The following is a 21,588-nucleotide window of genomic DNA, read 5'->3' as shown; positions in this document are numbered from 1 at the left end:
GATTCGGGCATTTTATTACTTAGTTACATCAGAGGCTTGATGGTATTGTAAAACTCAAATAGTTTGATGACGTGTGCATGTTTAAGCTAAAAGACAGTTTAGCCGCAGGCGATATTTTTGGCTTACTTACTAGCAGGCATCGACGCGTGGGTCGGCAATTGAATGCCTGCTTGGCGGATGGCCTTCAGGTAGGCCGTCAGGAAGCTGGCCTGAAGCGTAAATTGACTGCCGCTTTTACAAGTCAGGGCAACTTGAAAGACCAATTCGTTTGGTGGCAGCGTAACCACACCAGTGATGGCCGGCTCGCCAATGACGCTGGGGTGCTGGGGCACCAGCGTTTCGTTAACCGCTTTGATGATATCTGGAAGCTTTTCCACCGGTGTCGTTGGAGCGATAGGGATGTTGACCAACGCGTGCATGTTATTTCGCGACCGGTTAGAGACAATGGTGATGTTGCGGTTGGGGATGAAGTTCAACGTCCCATCAGCGCTGGTGACCTGCGTGGTCCGCAGCCCAATCGATGTGACCGTGCCTTCAATCGTACCGATCTGAACGACGTCACCGACATCGAGCTGTTGTTCCATGAGAATGGAGATCCCGGTAACCAGATCGCTCACGAATCCTTGGGCACCCAGGCCTAATGCCAAACTAAAGATTCCGGCACCGGCAATTAGTGTGCCGACGGGAACGCCCAGTGTGGACAATAAAGCATAGATCCAGAAGAAAAGAATCGTGTAGTGAAACAGATTCATCGTCAGCATACTGATAGTTTGTAGGCGATTGCTTGGCCCGGACTTGGGGACCAAGTAACGCTTGAAGCTTCGCCGTAGAATGAATTTTCCGACAAAGTTGATGACAAAAAATAAAAGTGTTAAAAAAAGTAAGGACAGAAAGCGACTGGTAATGAGGTGCATGAACTTCTCCCAGTCAAAAGAAGTGATGTAGTGTTGGAACCACTTGGAAGAAGTGGCCGTGGTCGTTACGAGGTCCGTCAAGAAACGCGTCTCCTTTGAAGCCTACGCCACGCAATCAATGGCGTAGGGAGTTTATTCTCTAGTTTAGCAGATTTTACAGGTGGCGCCCAGAGTTGGGTGAGAAAAGGCGGCCGGATTTGGGGTTTTAATTGCACCCGCCCCCTGAGAATGCTATTCTATTGGTAAGTAACTGAGTACAAGGAGGGGTTGTCATGACCGGTGGACAAGTAGCGGGCCTGATCGCAGCGATTGCGTTTTTGATTCTGGTCCTCTTCATTGGCATGTTCTTAGTCAAAATGAATAAAACGTTAGGTGAGGTAAACAAGTCGGTGAAAACGATGACATCGGATATTGATGTCATCAGTCACCAGGCCGAAAATATCATGGCTAACGCGAATGAATTATTGGAAGACGTCAACCAGAAAGTTGCCACCATCGATCCAGTCTTCCAGGCCGCAGCGGATTTGGGCGAGAGTGTTTCTGATTTGAACACGGCAACCCGGAACCTGACCGACCGCGTATCGGATACGGCTAAACAGACGGCCAAAACGTCATTAGCTGCTAAAGTTGGCAAGACGGCGTTTGACCTCTACAGAAATCACAAAAATAAGGAATAATCACGGAAAGGGAGTCATTAATATGGCAAAACACAAGTTATTAGCAGGATTATTAATCGGTGGGGCAGCCTACGCGGCCTATCACGCTTTGGACCTGGAACAACGCGAAGCCTTGAAGGACGCCGCACGTGACCGCTACAATGCTTTCAAAGACCGTGCCGTGGATTACGCCTTCTATGCCGCAGACGCAGCAGATGATTTCAAAGAAGCTTTGAACGACAAATTTGAGGCCAAGGATGATGCCCCAGCTTGGAAGACGGTGCCGGACGATGTTGCCGATGAACCAGCCGATGACATTGTCTTGAGTAGCGATGAAGTCGCTGACTTACCAGACGAGCAACCTGCTAGTGATGAAGAAACTAGTGACACTGCCGCTGCCGATGAAGCGAAGAGCGACAACGCTGAATAATTTTTAAACGAAATAGCGGACGCGTTGACCACTACCAATTTCGGTAGGGCCAACGCGTCCGTTTTGTGTTGTCTAGATAAAGTCGTTGTCTTGCTGAATTTTAAATAATTCCGATTGAATCTTGACCGCAAGCTTCTTGGATTCTGGTGCGTTGATTCGTTGCGGCCGGCTCACAGCGATTAGCGGCAGCAGCGGCGGCTTTTCCATTAGATGGAGAATGCGCAGCGGTTGCCCGTGCTTGATAAAGAAGCGCGCCATGGATTCTGGAATCAGTGCCCAGTTGCGGTCGTTGACCAGGTACTGCGGCACGGCAAGACTGGTGTCGAGTCGCACGAACGGGGGAATCTTGTCCTCCCAGCACAACATGTGCCACTTGCGATAATTGTCGCTGTAAGGAATCATGAGCTCGTCGTAGCGCGACAACATGGCTGTCCCCACGAAGTCCGGATAGTTACTGGTTGGCTTGGTCACGAGAACTAACCGCTCTTGACCAATCTTGCGCGTTTCAATCTTGTGCCGGGTGGATTCGATAAAGGAAAAGCCAATGTCTACAAGATCGTTATCAATCAGGTTGTATATATTCAAGTCGTCAGTGGTTTGGATGTTGAGACGCAGTAGAGAATCGTCCTGCAAAGCCAGCGGCGCTATTTCGGAAAGGATCGCCGTGTTGATATCAAGGGAGGTCGCCACCGTTAAAACATGGTAGTCGCCAATCTCCTTGAGGCTATCAACTTGATTGCTAAGTTGAATCCATTGGCGGGCAATTGGTACAAGGCGTGTACCATACGACGTCAAAGAGATCGTATTATTCCCTTTGACGCGGTTAATCAACTTGACTCCCAAGAGGCTCTCCATTCGATGTAACCGGTTACTTACGGCGGCTTGCGTAATATACAGAGAATCTGCAGCCTGGGAGATCTGCCGGTATTCAACAATTTTTAAAAAGGTCTGCAAAAGCTCTGAATTCATGAGTCTATCTCCAATTTTATTCTAAATGCTTTGATTGTGATATCTATAGGGTGTGCTAAAATCAGCGTACCTAAATGTGTTGTCAAACAATGTTGGCAGCCGGAGGCGACTGGTTTTGACGCCCTGGAGGCACTGTAAACACTACTTAATATCTGTAGTCTGATTATAGCTCATGAGTTTTATACTGTCATCGGTTTCCTTCACAATAGACACACTGCCGTTCAATGGGAAGTTCCCCAAAATATTGATCCCATGATGATCAGCCAGGGTTCGAATGAACGTCCCGTGGGTAATCAACAGGACGGTTGCCTTGTCGGGGCAGACTTCATGAATGACGTCAAAGCCGTGCTGCCAGCGGGCGATCACCTGATTGTAGGTCTCTGCTTGATGAGCAGGGTCCGCATCGTGCATGAGCTGACGCGTCTTGGGAAAACCGAAGTGACTGATCAGCTCTTCCTGGCCGGCGTAGCCCGTGGCCTGGGAGACTTCCTGCCAGGCAGCTGGGGCGTTGAGGCCTTCATAATAGCCGAAGAAGACTTCGCGGAAGGTTGCATTGGGCGCGATGATCTTAGGCTGATGGGCCAGTTGCGAGAGAATCAGGTCACGCGTATCGATCGCGCGGTTGAGATCCGACGAGCAAACATAATCAAATGGAATGTTTGCTAATTGTTTACCGGTGGTCAGGGCCTGTTGACGGCCCTTAGCCGTGAGGTCAGAATCCACCCAGCCCTGCATCCGATCAAAGGAATTCAGTAAGGTTTCGCCATGGCGGACAACGTAAATTGTGATTTCAGTCATGCTATTTTACCCCCATTATGGTTTGATTCCATTCTATTCGAAAAAAAGATTATATTCAAGGTTGTAATGAAACCGATTTCATTTATAATAGAGACAGATGTTTTTACCGGACAGGTAAGAATGATTATCTTGTGTAGCCATTATATATTTTACTTTAGGGAGGCATTTATCATGCATGTGACGTTATCTATCTGGCAAGCGTTACTGATTGCACTTTGGGTCGCTTTGGTTGAATCACGAATTTTAGGTTTTTCAACCCTGACAATGCGGTTTAGTCCGTTGATGACAGGGATGATGGTTGGATTCATCATGGGGGACATCAAACAAGCTATGATTGTAACCGCTGCCATTCAGTTAGTCTACATGGGGTTTGTTGCGCCAGGGGGAGCCTTACCCGCCGAACCATGTATTGCCACGGCGATTGCAGTGCCAGTTGCGCTGCTGGGCCACATGAGTCCTCAAGGGGCCATCGCGATTGCGGTGCCAGTTGGGTTACTCGGAAGTTACCTCTATCAATTCAGATTCTTCCTCAACACCTTCGCGTTGAAGCCAATGGACAAATACGCCAAGGAAGGGAATGCACGAGGCTTAGGATTTGCGATCATGGGAATTCCAACATTGATTTCCTTCGCGCTGTTCATTCCACTGATGTTCATCGCCCTTTACTTCGGGGCACCCGTTATCTCTGGTTTAGTTGCTAACATCGAACACGGGACGTTGATTCACGTCTTGAACAGTGTCGGTGGTGGGTTGGCTGCCTTAGGGATCGCCGTAATCATGCAAGTTATCGGGAAGAAACAACTCTTACCATTCTTCTTCCTGGCTTACTTCATGAGTGTGGCCTTTGCCAAGTTGGACATCAGCATGACGATCTACGCCATCTTCGGTGCCATCTTCGCCATCCTTTACGTGACATTTACTTCAAAGAAATCGACGAATTAAGGAGGTAGAAATCAATGAGTGAAGAAGTAGCTGCAAACAACGTTGACGTTGCTGAAAACGAAGATGTTCAAGCTGAAGAACATCGGATTCCGCAACCTGATAAGATTACGAATAAAGATTTAATGAAATCCTGGTTCGGTTGGTGGTGGGCCAACGAAGTCCCACATACCTTTGACCGGATGTTGGCACCAGCCTTCTGTTTCGGGTTGATTCCAACCTTAAAGAAGTTGTATAAAGATAAAACGGAATTGGCGAAAGCCTTTCAACGCCACCTGTTATTCTTCAACACCCAGGCTACTTGGGGTGGGGGAACGTTAACTGGTGTGACCATCTCACTGGAAGAAGCACGGGCCAAGGCCTTAGCCAACGGTGAGGAACCAATTTCCGAAGACATGATCAACAACACCAAAGTTGGGCTGATGGGTCCACTGGCTGGTATTGGGGATTCCATTGACTCCGGGACTGTGCAATACATTTTCATCGCCATCTTCTTGCCTTTCGCCCAGAAGGGGAACTTCATGGGAGCTTTACTTCCATTCCTCTGCTTCGCCATCGCAACCTTTACTTATGGTTATTACTTCACTAAGATGGGTTACTCACTGGGGCGGGCTGCCGCTAAGGAAATCATGACCGGTGGCCGAATGGCCGGAATTATTGATGGTTTAGGGGTCCTCGGGCTTTACATGATGGGGATTTTGGCCGGGCAATACATTAAGATTCAAAGTTACCTGAAGTTCACCATCAGTAAGAAGGTCTTCGACGTTCAGGATATCTTGAACACGATTCTCCCAGGAATCCTGCCACTGTTCGCCGTACTGATGCTGTACTGGTACTTCCAGAAGAAGGGTCTCAAGATCACGCGTGGTCTGGTTTACTTAACCATTGCGTTAGTTGTATTGAGTATCTTCTACGTCATCTAACAGGAGGAATTAGCGATTATGAAGCGAGCATTCTTAGTGATTACCCACGGTGATATGGGTGTTGAAACTGTCAAGAGCATGGAATTATTGATGGGACCACAGGAAAATGTGAAAGCATTGGGCCTGCATCCCGGCGAATCGGTTGATGATTTGCGGACAAAAGTTTATGATATTTTACAAGCCAACGAAGCCGATTATGACGAAACTGTTCTGTTAGTCGACTTATTAGGTGGGAGTCCATCTAACGTGTCCCTGTCAACTCTGGCCAAGTATCACGACATGAAGATCGTGACGGGCCTGAGTTTACCACTCCTCGTCAATATTCTGAACTTCTCAGAAGCCGAAGATAATACTGAAAAATTGATCACGGATTCTATCGGTGTTGCCACCGAAGGGATGAAGTTGATCGACAAGAATTTCTTACACCAATCATAGAAAATTAAGCACGTTAAAATTGGAGGATAACTATTATGGGACAAATTAATTTAGCACGGGTCGATGATCGTCTGATTCACGGTCAAGTTATGACGAAGTGGACCAAGGGTTTTGGCACGAATTCTGTTTACGTGGTGGACAACGCTACGGCTGCTGACGACTTTATGAAGGATATCTACGTCAGCACCAACTCTACCGGTGGTCTGAGCATCAAAGTTTACAGTGCCACTGAAGTTGCTGAAGAATGGAAGAAGAACCAATTCGGCGATGACAAGGTCGTTGTGGTCTTCAAGTACATCAAGGAAGTTAAGGAGGCCATGGATGCTGGGCTGGAATTAAAAGAACTCAACGTTGGTGGGGTCTCCAAGAAAGCTAACACCAAGTTCGTGATTCCAACGGTTGCTATTGGCGATGACGAAAAGGCACTTTTGAAGGAATTCCACGACAACGGTTTGGAAATCTACTTCCAAACTGTGCCAGACTCCAAGCGAGTAGAATACGACTCAGCTATCAAGTAACGGTTGACGGCGGGTTAGTTCACAAATGATTTGAGGAATTGATAATGAAAGAAGCGTACGAAGTTTATCCCAGCCGATTACGAATTTATATGACGACGATTGTCTTCATTCTGTTTGGCCTGGCCATCTGTGGGGTGGTTTTCACCTCGACCTGGTTAATCATGAAGATCTTGGCGGTGGCTTTTGGCTTACTGTTCTTCTATGCGGCCTTTGAGACTGCGGTGAAGGGCCATGCTAAACGCCCCGACTATATTTTCGACGATCAGGGCATTACGGATAATACGCAGGAACCAGCGGTTGTGGTGCCGTGGGCGGATATCTTGAAGATTGAAATGACGCCAAACAATGCCGTCATGCAGATTGGTATCCTGGCGCGGAAGACCGTGATCAGTCAGGACGAGAAGAACGTGGTCCTCACGCGCAATCTCGTTAGTAACGGGAACATGGCTTTCTATTCTATCATGATCGATGGGTTCAAGTTCCGGCAAAAGCAATTTCTCAATATCTTTGAGGAGCTACAACGTCAAGGAGTGAAACACAACCCCAGCATTCTGGTCAATAAGGTGCTGGAGAAGAAGCGCTGATGACGGACTGAATTACTCGAGGAGAAATGACGTATGTCGACGAAAATTACAGGAATCGCGGCCAGCGATGGGATTGGCATCGCTAAGGCCTACACGTTAGTTGACCCAGATTTAAGTTTCGAAAAAACCACGGTTACCGATCCGCAAGCTGAAATCGATCGGTTGGCCGCTGCTCGGAAGGTTACCGTAACCGAGTTGGAAGAGATCAAAGCTAAAGCACTCGAAAACCTTGGCCCTAAAGAGGCAGAGGTCTTCGATGCCCATCTGGCGATGGTCAATGACCCGGATTTTATTAAGCAAGTAGAGGATGAGATTACTCAGAAGTCCTGCAATGCCGAGACGGCGCAACAGGACGTGGCTGACCAGTTCTCAGCGATGCTTGAGGCAATGACTGACAACGCTTACATGCAGGAGCGGGCCGCCGATGTCCGCGACGTGACAAAGCGGGTGCTCAGTCACTTGCTGAACCGGCCACTGCCCAACTTGGCACTGGTTGATTCACCAGTTGTGGTTGTTTCCCATGATCTGACGCCTTCCGACACAGCCCAACTGGACCGACAGTTCGTGAAGGGGATTCTAGTGGATTTGGGTGGTCGGACGAGTCACTCGGCCATCATGTCCCGGACGTTGGAAATTCCGGCGGTTGTCGGGACTGAGAACGCCACGACTAGTATTCAGGATGGGCAAACGGTCATTCTGGATGGCCTGCACGGGGTAGCCCTAGCTGCACCCGACGACACCGAGTTGGCAGATTACCAGCAACAAGCTAGTGATTTTGCCGAACAAAAGGCGTTGTGGGAAAAGCTGAAGGACGAACCAACCGTCTCTAAGGACGGGCAATCCTTCATGTTGGCTGCCAACATTGGGACGCCAGCCGATCTACCGGCTGTTCTGAAGTCTGGTGCCGAAGGAATTGGCCTGTTCCGGTCCGAATTTCTTTATATGGATAGTGATCAGTTGCCTTCCGAAGAGACTCAGTTTGCTGCCTACAAGGCGGCCGTTGAACAAATGGACGGCAAGCCGGTAGTCATCCGGACGATGGATATCGGGGGCGACAAGGACCTGCCATACATGCAACTGCCAAAGGAAATGAATCCGTTCTTGGGCTACCGGGCTATCCGGATTTCCCTGAAGCGGCAGGATATTTTCCGGACGCAGCTCCGGGCACTGATTCGGGCCTCGGCGTTTGGTGACTTGGGGATCATGTTCCCAATGATTGCCACGCTGGAGGAACTGCGGCAGGCCAAGACCATCTTCAACGAAGAAAAGACGAAGTTGGTTGCGGCTGGCGTCAAGGTGGGCGAGACCATCAAGTTAGGCATGATGATTGAAATTCCTAACGCGGCGATCTTTGCCGATCACTTTGCTAAGGAAGTTGACTTCTTTAGTATTGGAACCAACGACCTGATTCAGTATACCTTCGCGGCCGATCGGGGGAACGAACGTGTTTCCTACCTCTACCAGCCGTACCATCCAAGCCTCTTGGGCCTGATTAACCACGTCATTAAGGCTGCTCACCGTCACGGAACGAGCGTGGCGATGTGTGGTGAAATGGCCGGTGACCAGACAGCGGTACCGCTGTTGATGGGGATGGGCCTCGATGAATTCTCGATGAGTGCCACCTCGGTCCTGAAGACCCGGAACTTGATGAAGCACCTTGATGCTTCAACCCTGAGTGACCTTGCGGAAGCGGCCATTAACGACTGCGAAACGAGTGATCAGGTCAAGGCTTTGGTTGAGAAGCTGAAGACGAGTCAAGGGTAATTATGAAGACCATCTCATTAGATTAAATGTCTAGTTTACGAAAGCACGCGCTGACCTGCGATCAGGTCAGCGCGTGTTTTTTAAAAACTACTTTTTAGGTTTTGGCAGGGGTACTTCCGGCGTCTTCAAGCCGCTCCGTAGGGCAGCGCCAATCGCTGGAATCTGTCCCAGGTCGGCGATGTGGTCGGTGGGAACCACGACCACGTTGGCTGGTGAGTTAGCCAAATCGCTGAAAGCTGAAATTGATTGGTTTTCGAAGAATTCTGGCGTGGCATTTTCTAGACTGGAGTTGACCGTGTCAATCCGGTACTTTTCGGCGTCCGCTCTGGTCTTCGTGGCCATGGCTTGGGCGGTGGCCGTTGCCATGAGGGCATCGTTCTTGGCCTTCGTCGTCAGCTCGATAGACTTTGCTTCCCCTTCAGCCTTGGCGATAGCGGCGACCCGCTCTCTGTCGGCCGTCAGCTGCTTGTCCATGGCGGATTGAATGGCAGCGGAAGGGGTCAGTTCGTCGATGTTGGTCCGGTCGACGTTGATCCCGTAAGTGTCGGTCAGATCACCAATAGCGGTGGCCAGTTCCTGGTTGATTTTGGCGGTGGAGCCCAGTGCTTGGTTCAAATCCATCCGACCGATAATGTCTCGCAAGTGGCCCCGGACCAGTTGGGCCATGGATTCCACGGAGTCCGTGTTTTCATACTGGAATTTCACGGAGTTAGTCACGTGGTAGTTCAACGTCAGACTGGCGGAGACGTCGGCGTTATCCTTGGTGATAACGGAATAGTTGGGCAGGGCGAGTGGCGTCATGGCCAACTCAACCGTCCGAATCTTTTGCAGCCCAGGCAAGTAGAAATGAACGCCGGGCGCGACACTGCGCTTGTATTTTCCTAAAGTTTCAACTAACCCCTCGTTGTTTTGATGCACAATTCTAATCCCAAACATAGTGACTCCTCCTCAAATTTTCTTGAACGTCAAGATATTCCCGTTACTTTCGATGATGGTATACTCCGCAGTGAAGTCTAGAGCTTCTCGCGGCTCCAATAAGTAACGATAGTAAATGCCGGCGACTAACACCAGACCAGTCTTAGCATCTAAAGCCGTACCCGGTACGGTGCGACCAATCAACTGCCGAGATTCCCAGTTTCCTGGTGTGGCCGTCTTCGATAAAATGTTGACGATGTAGGCGTTAATGCTTCGGCCGTCAGCGGTGGCGGCTTGCGAAAGCTTTTCGAAAAGGCTCTCGTCCATGCGAAGTAGGAAACGCTTTTGTTTTTCTTTTGCCATAATGTGGCCTCCTCATGCTCCTCCCAAGATGATAGCTTAATAATATCATGGTGATATCACTTTAGCAACTTTCCAACATGTTCTTGGGCTTCGAGGAAATCTGTCGCTTCCGGCTGTCAGGGATTCCGCCTGCTGTGGGGAACGCTTCCAGCCAAAGAGCGGACTTCCAGCTCGGCTTGAAGCTACGAAGACCGCGTATCTCCAACCGCGTCCCACGATGTAAGGCCGGGAAGAGTCAATCGCCCGGTCTAACATCGTCGTCACGGCTGGCTCCATCCCTGACCTCCTCCAGCTACAATTGTGGCTTGAATTGACATCAAACGGTTTGGGAAAGTGATACCAAGATGGACTCGTCAGAATTCATAAGGAATCAACGAACAGTCCAGGTAAAATGTTTTATATGCTAATGTCTCCAGAGAAATGTGGATGTAAAAACCCGTGAGCAGCTGCCATTTTCGACAAGTGCTCACGGGTTATTGAGATACGTTTTAAGCGAAACTAGCCCACGTAAGTTAATTCCTTAGAAGTGTGGGTGAATGGGAGACTACCATCAGCCGTGACGTGGACACAGTCTTCGATCCGGACGCCGGCGACCCCTGGGATGTAAATTCCGGGTTCGATGGAGAAGCACATGCCGGGTTCTAAGACCAGGTCGTTGCCTTCCATGATGGATGGGAATTCGTGGTCGCTCATGCCCATCCCATGGCCGAGACGGTGAATGAAGTATTCGCCGTAGCCGGCCTTGGTGATGATGTCACGGGCAATCTTGTCCAGTTCAGCAGCTGTCAGTCCGGGCTTAACTGCGGCTTGAGCCGTTAATTGGGCTTCCAGGCAGACGTCGTAGATTTCCTTTTGCTTGGCGGTAGGGGTGCCCAGAGCCACCGTCCGGGAAGCGTCGGAGATGTAGCCGTCATAGACCGTACCGAGGTCGAAGAGGATCAGTTCGTTGTTAGCAAACTTGGTGTCATTGGTAGCGCCATGTGGTTCAGCGGCGTGGGCACCGGCTTGAACCAGGCTCCCGAAGGACATTTCCATAATGCCTTCCTTCATTAAAGCGTATTGCAATTCGGCAACGGCAGATTGTTCCGTCTTACCAGCTTTAACGGCTGCGAAGCCGTGCTCAAAGGCGAAGTCGTCCCATTTGCCGGCGATTTCCAATTTCTTGATTTCTTCTTCAGACTTGATTAAGCGCATCCGTTCGATAAATGTGGTGATGTCCAAGTCGAAGCGGGGACTGGTGAATTGGGCAGCTAAGGTTTCCATCCGGGCAACTTGGAGTTGGCCCTTCTCTAAAGCGATGTGTTCTGGATTCACGTGGCGTTGCTTAACTTGGTCGGCAATCATTGCCCATGGATTCTCATGGTCCAGGTAGCCGACGACAGGGAACTTCCAGCCGGTCTCCTTGATCACTTCTACTTCCAAGGCCGGTGCAAAGATGAATGGATCTTGGTCCGGGAAGATCACTAAGGCCAGGACCCGTTCGATTGGGTCGCTGCCAAAGCCAGTCAGGTACTGAATGGTCTTGGGATTGCTTAAGTAGGTCATGCTGGCGTGGTGCTCTGCCGTCCATTGCTGAATTTGTTCGAGTTTCGTCATGAAATCACCCCTTCAATTAATGTCATTAGTATACCATCAAAAGGGGGTTAATTTAAGAATATGAAGCGTTCTGCCTTGAAAATTCTGTGAAAATAAGGTATTCTTTGATGTGAAAGCGTTTTCACTCTTGCGTCCATGAAAACAATTCTGTATACTGGTCAAGTTGCTTGAAAACGAATGAAAACAAATCAAAACAAGAAAGAAAGGGCTCTCGCTATGGAAAAACAGACAGTTACGATTTATGATGTGGCACGTGAAGCGGCGGTTTCAATGGCCACCGTTTCGCGGGTTGTTAACGGCAATCCCAATGTTAAACCAGCTACGCGCAAAAAAGTTTTGGAGGTTATTGACCGACTCGACTACCGGCCAAATGCCGTTGCACGTGGCTTAGCAAGTAAGAAGACGACGACCATCGGGGTGATTATTCCCGACGTGACTAACGCCTACTTCTCTTCATTAGCACGGGGGATCGATGACATTGCCATGATGTACAAGTACAATATCATCCTGACCAACTCCGATGAAAACGGCGGCAAAGAAGTTCAAGTGTTGAACACTTTGATGGCCAAGCAAGTTGATGGGATTATTTTCATGGGGAACCAAGTGACCGACGAACTCCGCGAAGAATTCCGTCGTTCAAAGGCGCCAGTTGTCTTAGCCGGTTCAGTTGATGCTGAAAAGACGCAACCTAGCGTTAACATCGACTACGTGGCGGCCGTTGCGGAAGCTGTGAAGAACCTGATCGACCACGGCAACCAAAAGATTGCCTTCGTGTCAGGCTCCATGAAGCAAGCAATCAACCATGATTACCGGTTGAAAGGTTACAAGAAAGCCTTGAAAGACGCTGGCATTGCTTACGATGACAAGTTAGTCTTTGAAACGGATTACACGTACAAAGCCGGCCAATCTTTGGAACCAGCTTTGAGTGCTGCCGGTGCTACCGCTGCCTTTGTGGGTGACGATGAACTGGCTGCCGGTGTGATGAACGGCTTGACCGATGCCGGTGTTGATGTTCCCGGTGAATTCGAAGTCATTACCAGTAATGATACGAAGTTAACGGAGCTGGTACGGCCTAAGATGAGTTCTATCACCCAACCACTCTATGATATTGGTGCCGTAGCAATGCGGTTGTTAACTAAGTTAATGAACAACGAAAGTGTTGATGAAAACACGGTCATCTTACCTTATGGCTTGATGAAACGCAGCTCAACGAAGTAGTTGATTGCGACAGAGGGCGCGAAAGGAGACTTTCGGGTCCTTTTGTTTGGCACAAAAATAGAATTTTAGCCACGCGGACTGTGGAACCTGCACGGTTTGACCGGAACTAAGGGTGAACTCAGCTAGTTATGGCAGTATGGGGTTAATCCGAGAGCTCAAGTGCAGGATTCGCCTAAAATTAAGCCCAGCTTAACGTTTATCCCATGTGGATGTGCTACAATAATAACCAACTATGCACGGTGTCAATCGGTGTTTTAGCAGGGCTAGTCGTTACCAAGCCGACAGGTGAGGGAGAGGGCTAAACTGTGATTGACTGCCGTGTGAGATTGGACAAATTGGAGGTGGTGTTGGTGAGTGAAAATAGTCGGATGGCCCGCTATCATTCAGATGAGTCAGAAAACTCGCAGCAACAACCACAAGAACCACAACAAACATATCAGCGCCGACCTGCTTTGGCACGGTGGGTAGCTGTCTTGGTGGTGCTCTTTACCCTGTCGATTGGCTTGAAAGTGACGGTCTTTAACGCCAACTATACGGCTGGCGTCGTTTCCAGATCCAACGTCGGGCAAAAGGTAACCAATCAGCTCAATAATGAATTGGAGAGTCTAGGCGTCAGCGGAAGTCCGGTCACGGCAGGAATTGTGCAACCGTATTTGGCACAGGGCGTTGCGCAACTCTATGGACAGGCCGCTACCACTACAATTGACAGCTCGGAATTAGCGACGGCGATCAGTACGCAAGCCCAGACGATGGGCGTCACCGCAACGTCCGGAATGACCACTGCACTGGTGAAGGAAGCGCAGAAGACTGTGAAAGCAGCCTTCAGTACGCCAGCGATGATTCAGGCATCCGCGAAGATTCAGAGAGCCAAGACGCTTGATTTCTGGCTGATGATTGCTACGGTGCTGTTGGCAATTGTGACCGTCATGTACGCTTTCAGCGTGCGTCACGTCATGGCCAGTCTGGGACCGGGCCTAGCACTTGGTGGCTTGTTAACGGGGCTTATCGGTGGCGTGGGGTATTACCTGTTGCCAGCGCTAATTCCCGCGTCAACGGCAACCGTCACGAGCATGATCACTACGGTTGGCCGAAGCGGAATCGGTGTGATTATCTTTGCTGGTGTTGCTGAGATCGTCCTGGGTTTGTTAGTTATGCTGGGGCATCGAACATTCCGAAAAGACTAACAATCTGAACCAATATGTAAGCTCGAGGTGAATAGCCTCGGGCTTTTTTAGCACAATTTATTAACCGATAAAACCCAACACCCCCTGTCGAATTGATTAGGGGGTAATATCGTTAAAATAATTAACCTTTTTTGAGAAAATTGATTGACCCCAACTAGGCAACCGTTATAAAATAAGATAAATTATTTTAAACTATAAATGAAATGCTGATTTTGACGATTGGCTATTTAATAAGGTTGAGGGACTAACTTGGTTGCATAAACAAGGATTAGTTGCACAAATAAAGCCAGTCGCTAAAATATTGAGTTGAGAGTAAGGGTTCGTTACCTGAAGTTGCGAGGTGACGGCTGGGTTGGCTAGCCTGGTCTTTTTGAGAGGAGCAATTACCATGGCGGTAAAAGAACACTACAAGATGTACAAGGATGGGAAACACTGGGTTTTCGCTGCGATTACAGTCGCTGCAATTGGTTTGGGGACTGCAGTTGGCCAAGATACGTTGGCACACGCGGATAGTATCACAGCGGGGACCGAGACGACACAAGCAAGTGGGGATAGTGCTGATCCAAGCAGCACGGTCACGTTACCGAAGACACCCACGGATACCACGGTATCAGGTGAACAGGGCAATACAGGTGACACAACACCTGATGTGACCGGAAATAAGGACGCTGGAAACGGCAGCTCTGAAGGGGCTGTTAATGCAGACGTGACCCCAGATGAGTCAACCAGTGATAATCAGACCAGCCAAAATAAAGGCGATACCACCAATAACGGTGGCGGGGCAACCAGTGGGGATGCTGGAACGCCTACAAATGCCAGCACTGCTGCTGGGAACGATAACGTCACTGGCAATAACGCTGGTGCGACATCTGCTGGCAACCAGGAATCTGGTGAAGTTAGCGAAAATGGTAGCGGTAACACGGGGACGCCGGTAAAGCCAGGCGATGCGACGACTGGTGATGGGGCGACTGCTCTCAATGTGCCAGACGTACCAGATGCCAAGGTAGACATCGGTTCGGGGACCACCCTGAAGATGGCTAACTTTAATGTGGCCGGACTGGGCGATGGTAACTCAGTCTTGCCGCTAACTGCCGCCAAACTTGCTGTAAACAGTTCGTTGCTCGGTAGCGAAGCTTTCAGTAGCGATATGCCTAGCGACGTCAGCAGTTTACTTCGGGGGTTAAGCGCTACAACGACGCCCGTCGCAGATTCCAGCAATTTATCGTATACCGTTAATACTGACGGAACCGCCACCATTACTGGTGCGTATCACGATGTGGGGGATACGCTGGTTATCCCATCGACGATAACTGGTAGCGATGGTAAGACCCTGAATGTGACGGGGATCGGTGCTGGATTTAGTTCCATTTATGGCAATACTAATAATCTGAAAACTTTAATTATTGAGAATGGCATCACGTCTATCGCGGACAATGCCTTCTCCTACCTGAGAAACCTGTCCACCATTGATTTAAGCCAAAACCAAACGTTGCAAACCATCGGGAACCAAGCGTTCTTTGCTGATGGGTTGACCACGCTGGTTTTGCCGGATAGTGTGACGACACTTGGCGACCAGGCCTTTGGTGGCAATCCGCTGGAGAATGTCACTTTTTCTAAAAACTTACAAAGTATTGGTAACGGGACCTTTGAATACGATCCACTGACGACGGTTGATTTGAGCAATAGTACTGCGTTAACGTCGATCGGTGACAATGCCTTCTTCAGTACGAAAATCGGGTCACTAACACTGCCAGCTGGTCTGCAAACAATCGGGACCAAGGCTTTTGCTTCCATTGGTGAGCTGACAAGCGTCACGATTCCTGCAGGGGTGACGACCATTGGGAACAGTGCTTTTATTCAAGATGGTAACTTAGCATCTTTGACCTTTGCGGCTGGCAGTCAGCTGCAAACGATTGGTGAGAACGCGTTCACCTACGATGGCTTGACCAGCTTGGATCTACCAGAGAGCTTGGTCACCATTCAGGATGGTGCCTTCTCCGCGAATACTCAGCTGACCACGTTAAACTTTGCGGCCAACGGAAATTTGGCGACGATTGGGGCGCACGCGTTTGAAAATGATAATGGTTTGACGACGGTAACGTTGCCGGCCAGTTTGACGACGCTGGGGGACTTTGCCTTCAGTACCAACCATAACCTAAGTACGGTGATCTTTACCGATGGGGCACAACCAGTGACCATCGGGAACAGTGCCTTTATCTATGATACGGCGTTGACCAGTGTGACGTTGCCGACTAATCTGACAACAATCGGCAATCAGGCCTTCCTGTCTGCCACGAGTCTGCCGAGCATCATTTTCCCGGCTGATCTAGTCAGCATTGGAACTAACGCATTTACCTATGATCAAGCCCTGCAGACCATCGATATGACCGGAGCCACGAGCCTGCAAGCTATCGGTAACGGGGCCTTTGAATACGCGGGCTTGACTGGGAAATTGACGTTGCCCACGAATCTAACGAAAATTGGTAATTTAGCCTTTGCCGCTAACAACTTGACCGGTGTGGTCTTGAATGAAAGCCTGCAAACGGTCGGGGATAGTGCCTTCATTTACAATAACTTGACGGGTTCGGTTCTCTTCCCGGCAACCTTGACGTCGATCGGTCAGATGGCTTTCTACGGCAACCAATTGACGGGGGTCAGTCTGCCAGCGACTGTTAATCAAGTCGGGGCGAACGCCTTTAGCTACAATCAAATTACCAATTTGAGCGCTGGCGCGGGGACTTCCAGCCTGGCATTAAATCAGAATGCTTATTACTTTGTTGGTAAGCAGCCGGATGTTTCGCTGTCTGACCTCTTCAATGTAGCGCTCGGTGACAAAGCCATCACGAGGAGTAATATTAGTAATCTGACGGCGGGCGTCACCCTCAACAGTGACGGGACGTTTGATGTGCCAGCTGGTGTTAATCAGTTTACGTTTAATTGGTCCATGAGCGATAACGGCATCACTTATACCGGGCAGTATCAAGTCGTGATGGATAATCCAGATATTAAGGTGCATAACGCCACCGTCTTTTACGGCGATAGCTGGAAGCCGGGTGATAACCTGGTGAGTGCAACTACGCCGAGTGGCGGGACACTGACGATTGATGACCTGACGGTTAAGATCAATCAGCTGGATGCAAATGGCAAAGTGGTCGTTGATGCAGATGGCAATCCGGTGGTCGTTGCGGCTGGTGATGTGACGAGCAAACCCGGAACCTACCAAGTCACGTACAGCTATGGGAGTAATTCGGCCGTGGCACTGGTGACCGTAGAGAAGCGGACGGCGACTTACACGGTTAGTGGGAATCAGACGGTGACCTATAATGGGGACACGCCAACGCTGAACATGGCTAATTTCGGCGCCGAACTGAGCAATGACCTGCCTTACACACTTAAGGATGGGGATCTCACACTGGCGTACACGGATGCTAATGGCAAGCATGTTCTCCTGACCGATGACAATGCCGCCGACTTTGTCAATGCCGGGACCTACGATGTGGTGGTTAATCCAGCGGCGTGGGACCGGTTGGTTGCGGAGACACCGGCTGTTTCTAACTACGATTGGACCGGTTCTAAGTCGATTGCAACGTTGACGATTGCACCAGCTGTGTTGACCGTTACTGTGGGCAATCAGTCGATGGTCTATGGTGAAAAAGAACCAGCGGCTACGGTGACCATTAAGGACGCTGCGGGTAATGATGTCACCGATTCTGGTATAACGGTGACGCGGGATGCTGGCAGTAATGCGGGAACTTACAACTATAAGCTGGATACCTCGAAGCTGAGCGAGAACTATACGATTGCCAGCAACCCAGTACTGGGGGCGTTGACGATTGAAAAGGCGCCGTTGACGGTCACAGTTGCTGATCAAACCATGGCTGCCGGGACAAAAGAACCAGCGGCTGTGGTGACCATTGTTGATGGTAATGGCAATCCGATCACTGATTCTGGATTGACGGTGACGCGGGCGCCGGGAGTCGTTGCTGGTGTGTATGCTTATGTTCTGAATACGAATGACCTCAATGCCAACTACCAAATTGGCAGTGCAACGTTGGGGTCACTGACGATTAAGGCAGTTCCTGCGACCGTGACTGGAAGCAACTACACCATGACTGTGGGGGATGCGGCACCGACCGTCAGTGATTTTAAGGCGGCGGCCACGGATACTAACGGTCAAGCTGTTGACAGCAGCGAGATCACTTTGGACTTGGGGACGGCTGATTTGGCCACTCCTGGCACCTATCAGGTCACCTTACGCTACGGAAATGACGCGACGACTACGGTTCTGCTGACAGTCGTGGCAAAGACGACCGGTGGTGGAAATGGTGACGGTGGCAACTCTGGTGGTGGCACGGACCCAGTTGATCCGACCGATCCGGTTGACCCAACAGATCCCACAAATCCCACCAACCCAACAGATCCGAATACGCCGAAGGATCCCGATGATATCGACCACGAAGTCATCAGCGATGGTGGCAGTGGGGCGACAATTAGACCGGGAATTGATATCAGCATTAAGAACCCGGCTAATATTTCTGGACGGTACGTGACCAGCGGAGCCGGTGCTCATATCAAGGATTCTCAGCTAGGGCAGCAGGTTACGCCAATCAAGGCGGCTACAGTGAACTTGCAGGCTAAGCGGGATGTTCGTCAGGACGACAGAACGCAAACAACGTTGCCCCAGACCAATGAGGCGACAACCCCATGGTGGGCCACTCTAGGCCTTCTAGTGGGTGGTTTGAGCCTATTTGGGTATCGGAAGAAGCGCCACAACTAAACACGATGAGAAGAAGCCTCAGCCGGTATGTTTACGGCTGGGGCTTCTTGCGTTCTGACTGTTTTCAGGCGGGATAAGTATTCTCTCATACCAAAGAAAGTTATCGCAGCATTGACCTGAAGACTTAATTAAGATCGGTCGAATCGTGCGACAGAATCCCCGAGAATGACATTAGTAAAGAGTAGGGGGACTAAAAGGAGGTCAGCTCATGACTGAGCTGACCTCCCGAGAGACGTGTGTGTTGAATTTTAAAGTAACTGGTCTACATCAAGATCTTGGAGAGGAAGTCTTGCGCCCGTTCAGTTTGTGGGTTGCTGAAGAATTCTTCCGGCGTGTTATTTTCTTGAATGTAGCCATCGGCCATGAACCAGACGCGGTCGGCCACGGACTTGGCAAAGCCCATTTCGTGGGTGACCACGACCATCGTCATCCCTTGTTGGGCCAGGTCCTGCATAACGTTCAGGACTTCACCGACCATCTCGGGGTCCAAAGCAGATGTTGGTTCATCGAACAGCATGACCTTGGGGTCCATCGCGAGGGCCCGTGCAATGGCGACCCGTTGTGCTTGCCCACCGGATAGACTGGTAGGAAAGGCATCGGCATGGTCATCCAAGTTAACTTGTTGGAGAAGTTCGTGTGCGCGCTTGGTGGCGTCGGCGTCACTGATGTTCTTAACCTTCATGGGGGCCAACTTGATGTTTTCTAAGACGGTCATGTTGGGGAAGAGGTTGAAGTTTTGGAAAACCATCCCCATTTGTTCCCGTAACGTGTTGACCTTCTTCGTGTCCAAGGTCGTTAGGTTTTGACCATCGAAGTCAACTTCACCACTTGTTGGGGTTTCCAACAAGTTGAGGCACCGCAGGAAGGTACTCTTCCCACCACCGGAAGGACCGATGACGACGATCACTTGACCGGGATTGACTTGTTCTGAAATGTTCTTTAAGACTTGGTTGTCGCCGAAGTTCTTGGCGAGGTCCTTGACCTCAATAATTGGTTTAGTCATGTTGCATCTTCCTTTCGAAGTGGTTTAAGATCCGTGAGGCGGTAAAGGTCATGATGAAGTAGAGAACCATGATGACGGCGATTGGCGCTACCCCTCTGTAGGTGTCGGACCGCACAATGTTGCTTTGGAAGATCAGTTCGGAGACCCCGATGATGGAGACGATGGAACTATCCTTGATCAACGTGATAAATTCGTTACCCAGTGATGGCCAGATGTTCTTTAGGGCTTGTGGTAAGACAACGTAACGCAGGGTGTAACCCTTGGTCATCCCCAGGCTCCGAGCAGCTTCTGTTTGGCCCTTGTCCACGGAGTTGATTCCCCCACGAATGTATTCGGCGATGTAAGCACCAGAGTTCAGTGAAATGGCGATAATCCCAGAAGTTAACGCAGGGAGGTTAACGATGAGTCCTAGGCCGAAGTAAACGAACATAACTTGGACCATCATAGGCGTGCCCCGAATGAATTCGACGTAGGCTGTTGCTAACCACCGTAAGGCAGTGGCGAAGACGCCACCCTGTGCCATCCGTGCGAGGGATAAGAGTACCCCGAGGATGAACCCGAAGAAGACGGAACATACGGTGATGATCAACGTGTATTCGATCCCTTTGAGGAAGGCTTTCCAGTAGTGGAGCATGCTAGTGTTGACGGTGTTGGTCTTTAAGTATTTCCCAGCAGCGGGGAGGTAAGTCTTGTTGACCAGGTTTTGCTTTCTGATCTGATCGACGGACTTGTTGGCTGCGGCGACCAGTGAAGTGGAGCCTTTGGCAAACGCAACGGAAGCGCTGGTGTCAGATGCACTCAAATCAAAGTTACTTGGAATCATAGCTAATTCTTTGTTGTTGGCCACGTAAGCCTGGGCGGATGGCTTTTCCATCGCAACCCCTTGCAGCTTGTGACTCTGCAAACCTAAAATCAAGTCAGAAACGGAGGTCATCCCTTTAACGGTCGTCCCACTGGTCTGCTTCTTGGATTCGGTGTACATGGTAGAACCGGTTTGGGCCCCAATGGTTTTGCCCACGAAGGAATCCTTATCTTTATAGATGCCTTTGTCACTCTTGTTGATGACGATGCTGTATCCACCTTGGTAGTAGGTGTGGGTGAAGTCGACGTTCTTCCGCCGAGCGGGCGTTGGGTTCATCCCGGAGATGACCATGTCGACCTTACCCGTTTGTAAGGCAACCAACAGGGAATCAAAGGACATGGACTTAACGACTAACTTGACGCCTAAGTCCTTGGCAATCTTCTTCCCAACCGCAACGTCCATCCCGACAACTTGGCTTTTGCCGTGAACGGTTGCTTGGAATTCATAGGGCGGGTAGTCGGGGGAAGTTCCCATGACTAATTTTCCACTTTTTTGAACCTGGGCCAGCGAATCATCGGTGGCGGCTTGTGCCGTTGTCGTGGTGGCGGTCCATCCGGCAACGAGCGCCATCACCAATGCGATGGCCATAATTAATTTATTTTTCATAATGGCTTGCTCCTCTATATGTGATGATGTATTTGAGTATAGCCGGTTTCGTTTATTTATACAAGTTTTATTTTGATAAATTTATCTTTATACATGTTTTATCCAAACAAAATTCGCTTACATCCCTGATCTAA

19 protein-coding genes are annotated in these 21,588 nt (G+C 49.8%); 11 read left to right on the top strand and 8 right to left on the bottom strand.

What is annotated here, in order from left to right:
• Positions 1–122: 122 nt before the first annotated feature.
• On the bottom strand, positions 123–995 hold the full coding sequence (locus FD07_RS00215; RefSeq protein WP_020088331.1) for a mechanosensitive ion channel family protein: 873 nt from the start codon (positions 993–995) through the stop codon (positions 123–125).
• A 191-nt stretch (positions 996–1,186) separates the two neighbouring features.
• Here FD07_RS00215 and FD07_RS00210 point away from each other — a divergent pair, with 191 nt between their 5' ends.
• Together FD07_RS00210 and FD07_RS00205 are read left to right on the top strand one after the other, a co-directional pair.
• Positions 1,187–1,591 carry a DUF948 domain-containing protein gene (locus FD07_RS00210; RefSeq protein WP_020088330.1) on the top strand — a complete coding sequence of 135 codons (405 nt, stop codon included), beginning with the start codon at positions 1,187–1,189 and terminating at the stop codon, positions 1,589–1,591.
• Between the two features lie 22 nt (positions 1,592–1,613).
• Positions 1,614–2,000, top strand: a complete 387-nt coding sequence (locus FD07_RS00205; RefSeq protein WP_020088329.1) for a hypothetical protein — start codon at positions 1,614–1,616, stop codon at positions 1,998–2,000.
• A 72-nt stretch (positions 2,001–2,072) separates the two neighbouring features.
• Here the strand turns inward: FD07_RS00205 and FD07_RS00200 are convergent, their stop codons facing one another.
• A complete protein-coding gene (locus tag FD07_RS00200; protein WP_020088328.1) occupies positions 2,073–2,969 on the bottom strand; it encodes a LysR family transcriptional regulator in 897 nt (298 codons plus the stop codon).
• 141 nt (positions 2,970–3,110) lie between these two features.
• The gene (locus FD07_RS00195; RefSeq protein ID WP_020088327.1) at positions 3,111–3,767 is read right to left on the bottom strand and encodes a histidine phosphatase family protein; all 657 of its coding nucleotides are present in this window, start codon (positions 3,765–3,767) and stop codon (positions 3,111–3,113) included.
• 171 nt (positions 3,768–3,938) lie between these two features.
• Here FD07_RS00195 and FD07_RS00190 point away from each other — a divergent pair, with 171 nt between their 5' ends.
• From FD07_RS00190 to ptsP, 6 genes are read left to right on the top strand one after another with little or no spacing between them, the layout of a single operon-like run.
• Entirely contained in the window at positions 3,939–4,709 is a 771-nt protein-coding gene (locus FD07_RS00190; RefSeq protein WP_020088326.1) for a PTS mannose/fructose/sorbose/N-acetylgalactosamine transporter subunit IIC, read from the top strand.
• Between the two features lie 14 nt (positions 4,710–4,723).
• Entirely contained in the window at positions 4,724–5,629 is a 906-nt protein-coding gene (locus FD07_RS00185) for a PTS system mannose/fructose/sorbose family transporter subunit IID (RefSeq protein WP_020088325.1), read from the top strand.
• A gap of 18 nt (positions 5,630–5,647) precedes the next feature.
• Positions 5,648–6,064 carry a PTS sugar transporter subunit IIA gene (locus FD07_RS00180; RefSeq protein WP_020088324.1) on the top strand — a complete coding sequence of 139 codons (417 nt, stop codon included), beginning with the start codon at positions 5,648–5,650 and terminating at the stop codon, positions 6,062–6,064.
• Positions 6,065–6,099: 35 nt separating this feature from the next.
• Complete coding sequence (locus FD07_RS00175) at positions 6,100–6,582, top strand: PTS system mannose/fructose/N-acetylgalactosamine-transporter subunit IIB (protein WP_020088323.1); 483 nt, start codon at positions 6,100–6,102, stop codon at positions 6,580–6,582.
• A 44-nt stretch (positions 6,583–6,626) separates the two neighbouring features.
• On the top strand, positions 6,627–7,166 hold the full coding sequence (locus tag FD07_RS00170) for a hypothetical protein (protein ID WP_020088322.1): 540 nt from the start codon (positions 6,627–6,629) through the stop codon (positions 7,164–7,166).
• Between the two features lie 33 nt (positions 7,167–7,199).
• Positions 7,200–8,930: a phosphoenolpyruvate--protein phosphotransferase gene (gene ptsP, locus FD07_RS00165; RefSeq protein WP_020088321.1), complete on the top strand. Its 1,731-nt coding sequence runs from the start codon at positions 7,200–7,202 to the stop codon at positions 8,928–8,930.
• Positions 8,931–9,017: 87 nt separating this feature from the next.
• Here the strand turns inward: ptsP and FD07_RS00160 are convergent, their stop codons facing one another.
• From FD07_RS00160 to FD07_RS00150, 3 genes are all read right to left on the bottom strand, one after another.
• On the bottom strand, positions 9,018–9,866 hold the full coding sequence (locus tag FD07_RS00160) for an SPFH domain-containing protein (protein ID WP_020088320.1): 849 nt from the start codon (positions 9,864–9,866) through the stop codon (positions 9,018–9,020).
• Positions 9,867–9,878: 12 nt separating this feature from the next.
• Positions 9,879–10,208 carry a toxin-antitoxin system HicB family antitoxin gene (locus FD07_RS00155; protein WP_020088319.1) on the bottom strand — a complete coding sequence of 110 codons (330 nt, stop codon included), beginning with the start codon at positions 10,206–10,208 and terminating at the stop codon, positions 9,879–9,881.
• Positions 10,209–10,706: 498 nt separating this feature from the next.
• On the bottom strand, positions 10,707–11,804 hold the full coding sequence (locus FD07_RS00150) for a M24 family metallopeptidase (protein WP_020088318.1): 1,098 nt from the start codon (positions 11,802–11,804) through the stop codon (positions 10,707–10,709).
• A 216-nt stretch (positions 11,805–12,020) separates the two neighbouring features.
• On the opposite strand from FD07_RS00150, the gene ccpA reads away from it, so the two are divergent.
• From ccpA to FD07_RS00135, 3 genes are all read left to right on the top strand, one after another.
• Complete coding sequence (ccpA, locus tag FD07_RS00145) at positions 12,021–13,022, top strand: catabolite control protein A (RefSeq protein ID WP_020088317.1); 1,002 nt, start codon at positions 12,021–12,023, stop codon at positions 13,020–13,022.
• Positions 13,023–13,372: 350 nt separating this feature from the next.
• A complete protein-coding gene (locus FD07_RS00140) occupies positions 13,373–14,206 on the top strand; it encodes a hypothetical protein (RefSeq protein WP_020088316.1) in 834 nt (277 codons plus the stop codon).
• Between the two features lie 388 nt (positions 14,207–14,594).
• Positions 14,595–18,983, top strand: a complete 4,389-nt coding sequence (locus tag FD07_RS00135; protein WP_020088315.1) for a leucine-rich repeat protein — start codon at positions 14,595–14,597, stop codon at positions 18,981–18,983.
• Positions 18,984–19,245: 262 nt separating this feature from the next.
• Here FD07_RS00135 and FD07_RS00130 read toward each other — a convergent pair whose 3' ends face one another.
• Together FD07_RS00130 and FD07_RS00125 are read right to left on the bottom strand one after the other, a co-directional pair.
• Positions 19,246–19,986, bottom strand: a complete 741-nt coding sequence (locus FD07_RS00130; RefSeq protein WP_020088314.1) for an amino acid ABC transporter ATP-binding protein — start codon at positions 19,984–19,986, stop codon at positions 19,246–19,248.
• Complete coding sequence (locus FD07_RS00125) at positions 19,979–21,436, bottom strand: ABC transporter substrate-binding protein/permease (protein WP_373878997.1); 1,458 nt, start codon at positions 21,434–21,436, stop codon at positions 19,979–19,981. The genes FD07_RS00130 and FD07_RS00125 overlap by 8 nt, the downstream gene beginning before the upstream one ends.
• Positions 21,437–21,588 lie beyond the last annotated feature (152 nt).

The sequence above is a fragment of the Levilactobacillus parabrevis ATCC 53295 genome (assembly GCF_001434055.1).
Lineage (GTDB): Bacteria > Bacillota > Bacilli > Lactobacillales > Lactobacillaceae > Levilactobacillus > Levilactobacillus parabrevis.
Note: the sequence above shows the minus strand (reverse complement) of the source record. Positions and strands in the feature narration are given on the sequence as shown.

What these genes read in the sequence shown, in the direction of transcription:
- FD07_RS00210 (WP_020088330.1), top strand. Translation starts at nt 1,187, where the DNA reads ATGACCGGTGGACAAGTAGCGGGCCTGATCGCAGCGATTGCGTTTTTG.
- FD07_RS00205 (WP_020088329.1), top strand. Translation starts at nt 1,614, where the DNA reads ATGGCAAAACACAAGTTATTAGCAGGATTATTAATCGGTGGGGCAGCC.
- FD07_RS00200 (WP_020088328.1), bottom strand. Translation starts at nt 2,969, where the DNA reads ATGAATTCAGAGCTTTTGCAGACCTTTTTAAAAATTGTTGAATACCGG.
- FD07_RS00195 (WP_020088327.1), bottom strand. Translation starts at nt 3,767, where the DNA reads ATGACTGAAATCACAATTTACGTTGTCCGCCATGGCGAAACCTTACTG.
- FD07_RS00190 (WP_020088326.1), top strand. Translation starts at nt 3,939, where the DNA reads ATGCATGTGACGTTATCTATCTGGCAAGCGTTACTGATTGCACTTTGG.
- FD07_RS00185 (WP_020088325.1), top strand. Translation starts at nt 4,724, where the DNA reads ATGAGTGAAGAAGTAGCTGCAAACAACGTTGACGTTGCTGAAAACGAA.
- FD07_RS00180 (WP_020088324.1), top strand. Translation starts at nt 5,648, where the DNA reads ATGAAGCGAGCATTCTTAGTGATTACCCACGGTGATATGGGTGTTGAA.
- FD07_RS00175 (WP_020088323.1), top strand. Translation starts at nt 6,100, where the DNA reads ATGGGACAAATTAATTTAGCACGGGTCGATGATCGTCTGATTCACGGT.
- FD07_RS00170 (WP_020088322.1), top strand. Translation starts at nt 6,627, where the DNA reads ATGAAAGAAGCGTACGAAGTTTATCCCAGCCGATTACGAATTTATATG.
- ptsP (WP_020088321.1), top strand. Translation starts at nt 7,200, where the DNA reads ATGTCGACGAAAATTACAGGAATCGCGGCCAGCGATGGGATTGGCATC.
- FD07_RS00160 (WP_020088320.1), bottom strand. Translation starts at nt 9,866, where the DNA reads ATGTTTGGGATTAGAATTGTGCATCAAAACAACGAGGGGTTAGTTGAA.
- FD07_RS00155 (WP_020088319.1), bottom strand. Translation starts at nt 10,208, where the DNA reads ATGGCAAAAGAAAAACAAAAGCGTTTCCTACTTCGCATGGACGAGAGC.
- FD07_RS00150 (WP_020088318.1), bottom strand. Translation starts at nt 11,804, where the DNA reads ATGACGAAACTCGAACAAATTCAGCAATGGACGGCAGAGCACCACGCC.
- ccpA (WP_020088317.1), top strand. Translation starts at nt 12,021, where the DNA reads ATGGAAAAACAGACAGTTACGATTTATGATGTGGCACGTGAAGCGGCG.
- FD07_RS00135 (WP_020088315.1), top strand. Translation starts at nt 14,595, where the DNA reads ATGGCGGTAAAAGAACACTACAAGATGTACAAGGATGGGAAACACTGG.
- FD07_RS00130 (WP_020088314.1), bottom strand. Translation starts at nt 19,986, where the DNA reads ATGACTAAACCAATTATTGAGGTCAAGGACCTCGCCAAGAACTTCGGC.
- FD07_RS00125 (WP_373878997.1), bottom strand. Translation starts at nt 21,436, where the DNA reads ATGGCCATCGCATTGGTGATGGCGCTCGTTGCCGGATGGACCGCCACC.